The following is a 6,838-nucleotide window of genomic DNA, read 5'->3' as shown; positions in this document are numbered from 1 at the left end:
ATCTCCATCCCGCCCCACTCAGGGGGGCGTTGCGCAACGTACCGGCGCGGGGCGGGGATGCGGTGGACGGGGATGGCGTGCTGACGAGGGCGCCTGAAGCGGACGGCGAAATCATGTGGTCCCGACACCCCAAGGGCTGGTGTCAAGTTCCCGGGTTTGCCGGGGGCGACGGTGGCAAAAGCGCAGGGCTCACCGAGGAGAGCATGTATAAGCCGTAAACTGCCGCGCAGGGAAAGTCGGATGTTTCCGCTGGACCTGTATGCTCGTGTGCGTTTTTTCGTTCGACTTTTGCACACGAGACCGCGGGTGCAGCGCGCATCCGGCTTTCCCTGCGCCCTCTGACTGCAGAGGGCGTGACGTGACGGGCAAACCTCGGGCGAAACGCGCCGCGAGTCGTGAAGCGCTGTTTGCGCACACCCACACCTGTCATCACCCGCGAAAGCGGGTGACCCAGTATTCCAGAGACGTCAACGTTGAATCGATAGGCCGCGGCGTACTGGATCCCCCGCTTTCGCGGAGGATGACGAGTTGTGGTGACGGGAGAGTGTTGCCTCAGATGGCACTGCCTTCCGCGCCGCTGGCATCCGGCGCGAAACCGCCGAGTCTCGCTTCCAGCGCCGCGATCCGCGCCTTCAGCGCCTCGTTCTCCTCGCGCGCCAGCCGCGCCATGTCCTTGACCGCCTCGAACTCCTCGCGCTTGACGATGTCGAGGTCGCGCAGGATTTTCTCGGCCTGGTTGCGGACGACGGTGTCGACCTCGCGCTTGACGCCCTGGGCGGCGCCCGCGGCGTCGTTCATCAGACGCCCGATCTCGTCGAAAAACCGGTTGCTGGTCTGGGTCATCGTGAAAATCTCCGGTCGGCTGCGAAGGAAAATGCTGGATATGACAATGGCGATCCCGAAGGCGCGGTTCAAGCCCAATCAGGGCCAGCAAGGGTCAGGTTGCCTTGTCATGACCCGGTTTCCTTGCAATCGTATCGCATTGCCAGAAACACAAAACCGCCCACCGGAAAACGAGAAGAAACGTCCCATGATCGACCAGCAGATCGAGATTCCGACCAAAGACGGCCACACCACCACCTTCATCAGCCATCCCGAGCGCGACGGCCCGTTTCCCGTCATCATCTTCTACATGGACGCGCCGGCGATCCGCGAGGAACTGCGCGACATGGCGCGCCGGCTCGCGACATCAGGCTATTACGTGATGCTGCCGAACCTGTATTACCGCTCCGGCGTCATGGAGCTTGGCCCGATCCCGCCCGACCCGGAAGCGCCCGAGCGCAAGGCGATGTTCGGCTACATGAACTCGATCAACATCCCCATGGTGATGGAAGACACCGCCGCCCTGCTCGCCTGGGCCGAAAAGCAGCCGGCGGCGAATACCGGGATCATCGGCACGGTCGGCTACTGCATGAGCGGCCGCTACGCCATCAACGCCGCGACGCATTTTCCGGTCAAGGCGGCGGCCTCGATCTACGGTACCCATCTGGCCACCGACCAGCCCGACAGCCCGCATCTCGCCGGGCAGAAGACCAAAGCCGAACTCTATTTCGCCTGCGCCGAGACCGACATCTACGCGCCGCAGGAAATCATCGACAAGGTCGCGGCGGGCGTGAAGGGCGCCAATGCCGAGGTCGAGATCTATCCCGGCACCCATCACGGTTTTGCCTTTCCGAAGCGGCCGGTCTACCACCGCGACGCGGCCGAACGGCACTGGGAACGGCTGCTGGCGCTCTACAAGCGCAACCTGACGAAGTAGTATCGGCAAAATGAGGTAAGTCGCTTGCTGCCATGCTTCGAGACCCTCGCGACGCTCGCTCCTCCCGAGCGAGCGCCAAAGCGCTCGTCCGGGCATGAGGACTTGTTGTGCTTCAACAAGCCAAACCTCATCCTGAGGAGCATCGCGCAGCGATGCGTCTCGAAGGATGGGCTGCAACACTGATTCCAGGTACCAGATGCAATTTCTCACCATCGCCTTTCCGGTATTCGATCCGATCGCCATCGCGATCGGGCCGATCGCGATCCGCTGGTACGCGCTGGCCTATATCGGCGGCATCGTGCTGGGCTGGCTCTATGCCCGCGCGCTGATCAAGAACGAGAGACTGTGGGGCGGGCCGGCGCCGATCACGCTGCCGCAGATGGACGATTTCATCCTCTGGGTGACGCTCGGCATCATCGTCGGCGGCCGCACCGGCTATGTGCTGTTCTACAATCTGCCGTTCTTCATCGAGCATCCGGCCGAGATCTTCGAATTGTGGAAGGGCGGCATGTCGTTTCACGGCGGCTTTCTCGGCTGCGTCGTCGCGGTGATGTGGTTCGCCCGTCGGAACGGCATTCCGATCCTGTCGCTCGGCGACATCACCACCGCGGTCGCGCCGATCGGCCTTCTGCTCGGACGTCTCGCCAACTTCATCAACAGCGAGCTGTGGGGCCGGCTGGCGGATTCCAGCGTGCCCTGGGCGGTGGTGTTTCCCAATGGCGGGCCGCTGCCGCGCCACCCCAGCCAGCTTTACGAGGCCGGGCTCGAGGGTATCCTGCTGTTCATCATCCTGGCGGTGATGATCCGGATGGGCGCGCTGAGGCGGCCGGGCCTAATCCTCGGCAGTTTCATCGCGATTTACGCCTTTGCCCGCATCACCGCCGAGTTCTTCCGCGAACCCGACCCGCAGCTCGGATTTTTGTGGGGCGGGCTGACAATGGGTATGCTGCTGTCGGTGCCGATGATCATTGTCGGAGCGATCCTGATCGTGGTGGCATGGCGCCGGACGCCGACGAACCTGTTAGCCAGCCAGCAGACACAATGAAATGAGCGACTCCATAAGGGACACCGTGACCGAATATTCGCCGCTGCAGTCCGAGATCAAGAAGCTGATCAAGTCGTCCGGTCCGATGCCGGTCTGGCGCTACATGGAACTGTGCCTGACCCACCCCAAGCACGGCTATTATGTCTCGCGCGATCCCTTGGGGCGCGAGGGCGATTTCACCACCGCGCCGGAAGTCAGCCAGATGTTCGGCGAATTGCTCGGGCTGTGGGCGGCGTCGATCTGGAAGGCGATCGGTTCGCCGCCGCTGCTGCGGCTGATCGAACTCGGGCCCGGCCGCGGCACCATGATGGCGGACGCGCTGCGCGCGCTGCGGGTGCTGCCGCCGCTCTATCAGTCGCTCAACATCCACCTGGTCGAGATCAATCCGGTGCTGCGCGACAAGCAGAAGGCCACGCTGTCGGGCGTGCGCAACATCTTCTGGCACGAGCACATCGACGAGGTGCCCGACGGGCCCTCGGTGATCTTCGCCAACGAATATTTCGACGTGCTGCCGATCCACCAGGTGGTGAAGCGCGAAACCGGCTGGCATGAACGCACCGTCGAAATCGACGACACCGGCAAGCTGACATTCGGCGCCGCGCCCAATCCGATACCGCGCTTCGAGGTGCTGCTGCCGCCGCTGGTGCGCGCCGCCCCGGTCGGCGCGGTGTTCGAGTGGCGGCCCGATGCCGAGATCATGAAGATCGCAACACGGGTGCGCGACCAGGATGGCGCGGCGCTGATCATCGACTACGGTCATCTGCGCAGCGACGCCGGCGATACCTTTCAGGCCATCGCCCGCCACAGCTTTACCGATCCGCTGAAGAATCCGGGTCAGGCCGACGTCACTGCCCATGTCGATTTCCAGGCGCTGGTGCGCGCCGCCGAAGACCTCGGCGCACGGGTGCACGGTCCGGTGCCGCAGGGCGATTTTCTCAAGCGGCTCGGCATCGAAACCCGCGCGGTGACCCTGATGGCGAAAGCCAGCCACGAGGTTTCCGAGGACATTTCGGGCGCGCTGAAGCGCCTGATCGGCGGCGGCCGCGGCGGCATGGGATCGATGTTCAAGGTGCTCGCGGTCTGTGAACCCCACCTCGACGACGTCGCCGGCTTCCACGACGACAACGACGAAAAGCAGGACGCCAGGGCAGAAGCACCATGACGCTGGAATCGCCGCTGCTCTCGGCCATTCCCGGCCTGCGCCACGCTTTTTTCACCCGCGAGGGCGGCGTGTCCGGCGGCATTTACGGCAGCCTCAACGGCGGCGTCGGCTCGAACGATGATCCCGCTCACGTCGAGGAAAATCGCCGCCGCATGGCGGAGCAGTTGAACGTCAGTCCCGCGCATTTCCTCAGCCTCTGGCAGACCCATTCGCCCGATGTCGTGGTGGCATCAAAACCCTGGCAAGGCGGATCGCGGCCGCGCGCCGACGCCATCGTCACCCGCACCGAGGGCCTCGCGATCGGCGCCACCGCGGCCGACTGCGGACCGATCTTGTTCGTCGATCCCGCCGCGCGCGTGATCGGCGCGGCGCATGCGGGGTGGAAGGGCGCGCTGACAGGCATCCTGGAATCCACGGTCGACGCGATGGAAAAGCTCGGCGCCGAGCGCGACGGCATCGTCGCCGCGATCGGTCCCCTGATCCGCCAGCACTCCTACGAAGTCGGCGGCGAATTCGTCGAACGCTTCATCGAGGCCGATGCCGAGAACGGGCGCTTCTTCATTCCCTCGGCGCGCGAGGGCCATTCGATGTTCGACCTCGCCGGCCTGATCCGGATGCGACTCGAAAACGCGGGCGTGCACGTGATCGACGACACCGGCATCGACACCTATTCCGACGAGCGCTTTTTCAGCTACCGCCGCTCGGTGCATCGCCAGGAGCCGGATTACGGCCGGCACGTGCATTCGATCGCGCTGGAGCGCGAATGACGTCCCGAAACCGGACAATGCCGCTGCCCTAGACCTTAACACGATTTAACGATATCGCTTGATGCGATGAGGGACACTCACGCACCCCTGTTCCGGGCCAGCCCAGCGCGCGCCGTTGCCGCGGCGACGTGGCTTGCGATCGCCTGCGGACTCGGCGGCTGCGCCGGCGGCGGCGCGGGCGGTGGCCCGATCGCGATGGCCGGCAGCGGCCCGACGGTGGCGTTCGAATCGATCGACGGGCCGCCGCCGCAGGTGTTCGAGCGGATGGTGGGTGTGCTCGACAGCGAATCCAAGCTGCGCAACCTGCAGATCGTCTCCCGCGAGGGCGCGGCCTCCTACCGGGTGCGCAGCTATCTCGCCGCCCAGGTCAGCCGCGGCCGCACCACCATCGCCTGGGTCTGGGATGTCTATGACCGCGACCAGCAACGCGCGCTGCGGCTGTCCGGCGAGGAACCGGCCGGCAAGGCCGGACGCGACGCCTGGGCCGCCGCCGACGATCTGATCCTGCGGAAAATCGCGCAGGCCGGCCTTTCCGGCCTCTCCGGCATGATCAACGGCACGGCGCCGGCGGAATCGCCCCTGCCCGCCCCGGCGCCCGCCCGGCGCGGCCCGGCGGTGGCGAGCGCTCCAGCTCCCGTTTCGGACGGATTTACGGTCAGTTCGCTCGGCAGCGACAGCGCCCTGGGTTACAGCAGACGTTAACGCAAAACGCCCCCTGAGGCCTCCTGGACCTGATTTTGCGCAGGAAAACCCGAGAAAACCGGATTCGACGGTTGCCAGCCGGATACCCTCCTTGATATCACCTCGCTCGTCGAAACGCGCCGCTTCTGTGGGTATTCCAAGATGCTGAACATTGTATCCAGCAAGGCGCGGGGAGAGGCCCTGATGTCGGCCAAGAACGGCTCCATCAAGCTCGTCGCGGGCAATTCCAATCCTGTTCTCGCCAACGAAATCGCCCAGCAGCTGGGCCTGCCGCTGACCAAGGCCGTGGTCCGGCGCTTCGCCGACATGGAAATCTTCGTCGAGATCCACGAGAACGTCCGCGGCTCGGATGCATTCATCATCCAGTCGACGTCGTTTCCCGCCAACGACCATCTGATGGAACTCTTGATCATCACCGATGCCCTGCGCCGGTCGTCCGCGCGCCGCATCACCGCGGTGATACCGTATTTCGGCTATGCAAGACAGGACCGCAAGGTCGGCTCGCGCGCGCCGATTTCCGCCAAGCTGGTGGCCAATCTGATCACCCACGCCGGCATCGACCGCGTCATGACGCTCGACCTGCACGCCGGGCAGATCCAGGGCTTCTTCGACATCCCGACCGACAATCTCTACGCCTCGCCGCTGATGGTGCGCGACATCAAGGAGCGCTTCGACCTCGCCAACGTCATGGTGGTCTCACCCGACGTCGGCGGCGTGGTCCGCGCCCGCGGCTTGTCCAAGCGCATCAACGCGCCGCTGGCGATCATCGACAAGCGCCGCGAACGCGCCGGCGAATCCGAAGTCATGAACGTGATCGGCGATTGCGCCGGCTATACCTGCATCCTGATCGACGACATCGTGGATTCCGGCGGCACGCTGGTGAACGCCGCCGATGCGCTGCTCGCCAACGGCGCCAAGGACGTCTACGCCTACATCACCCATGGCGTGCTGTCCGGCGGCGCCGCCGCCCGGATCGCCGGCTCCCGGCTGAAGGAGCTCGTCATCACCGACTCGATCCTGCCGACCGAAGCGGTCAGCAAGGCGCCCAACATCCGTACGCTGTCGATCGCCGGCCTGATCGGCGAAGCCATCGGCCGCACCGCCGCGGAAGAATCGGTGTCGAGTCTGTTCGACTGAGATTTCGCTTCGTGGCTGCGTAGCCCGATTGCGCCATCGGCGGCGTCTTGCGCCGGCCCGCTGGATCCCTCCGGGCTACAGATTTACATTCCGCCGGAACCAATAACCCGCTTGCGCGTGATGTCTGGGGGGCTGGTTATCGGGGGATTCGAGTTTGACGGACTTGTTGGTCGTGCTGGTCGTTGAAGACGACCCGTTAATCCAGACGCTCATCGACGAGGCGCTCCGCGACGGCGGTTACGAACCGGCGATCGTCGCCTCGGGCG

The 6,838-nt window shown here is 64.9% G+C and carries 7 protein-coding genes; 6 read left to right on the top strand and 1 reads right to left on the bottom strand.

Annotated features, from left to right (window positions below; translation table 11 throughout):
• Positions 1–552: 552 nt before the first annotated feature.
• On the bottom strand, positions 553–843 hold the full coding sequence (locus Q7U29_RS22420; RefSeq protein WP_304744913.1) for an accessory factor UbiK family protein: 291 nt from the start codon (positions 841–843) through the stop codon (positions 553–555).
• Positions 844–1,030: 187 nt separating this feature from the next.
• Here Q7U29_RS22420 and Q7U29_RS22415 point away from each other — a divergent pair, with 187 nt between their 5' ends.
• The 6 genes from Q7U29_RS22415 (at position 1,031) to Q7U29_RS22390 (ending at position 6,572) form a co-directional block, all read left to right on the top strand.
• The gene (locus Q7U29_RS22415; RefSeq protein WP_304744911.1) at positions 1,031–1,759 is read left to right on the top strand and encodes a dienelactone hydrolase family protein; all 729 of its coding nucleotides are present in this window, start codon (positions 1,031–1,033) and stop codon (positions 1,757–1,759) included.
• 196 nt (positions 1,760–1,955) lie between these two features.
• Positions 1,956–2,804: a prolipoprotein diacylglyceryl transferase gene (gene lgt / locus Q7U29_RS22410; protein WP_304744909.1), complete on the top strand. Its 849-nt coding sequence runs from the start codon at positions 1,956–1,958 to the stop codon at positions 2,802–2,804.
• Between the two features lie 25 nt (positions 2,805–2,829).
• Entirely contained in the window at positions 2,830–3,966 is a 1,137-nt protein-coding gene (locus Q7U29_RS22405; RefSeq protein WP_304744916.1) for a class I SAM-dependent methyltransferase, read from the top strand.
• Positions 3,963–4,733 carry a peptidoglycan editing factor PgeF gene (pgeF, locus tag Q7U29_RS22400; RefSeq protein WP_304744907.1) on the top strand — a complete coding sequence of 257 codons (771 nt, stop codon included), beginning with the start codon at positions 3,963–3,965 and terminating at the stop codon, positions 4,731–4,733. Before Q7U29_RS22405 ends, pgeF begins: the two co-directional genes overlap by 4 nt.
• A 66-nt stretch (positions 4,734–4,799) precedes the next feature.
• Complete coding sequence (locus Q7U29_RS22395) at positions 4,800–5,435, top strand: hypothetical protein (protein WP_304744905.1); 636 nt, start codon at positions 4,800–4,802, stop codon at positions 5,433–5,435.
• A gap of 183 nt (positions 5,436–5,618) precedes the next feature.
• Positions 5,619–6,572, top strand: a complete 954-nt coding sequence (locus tag Q7U29_RS22390; protein ID WP_304744914.1) for a ribose-phosphate pyrophosphokinase — start codon at positions 5,619–5,621, stop codon at positions 6,570–6,572.
• The last annotated feature ends 266 nt before the right edge of the window (positions 6,573–6,838 follow it).

Source organism: Bradyrhizobium sp. (assembly GCF_030654605.1).
In the GTDB taxonomy this organism is placed as follows: Bacteria; Pseudomonadota; Alphaproteobacteria; order Rhizobiales; family Xanthobacteraceae; genus Bradyrhizobium.
The sequence above is the reverse complement of the archived record's forward strand: the minus strand, read 5'-3'. Positions and strand labels throughout refer to the sequence as shown.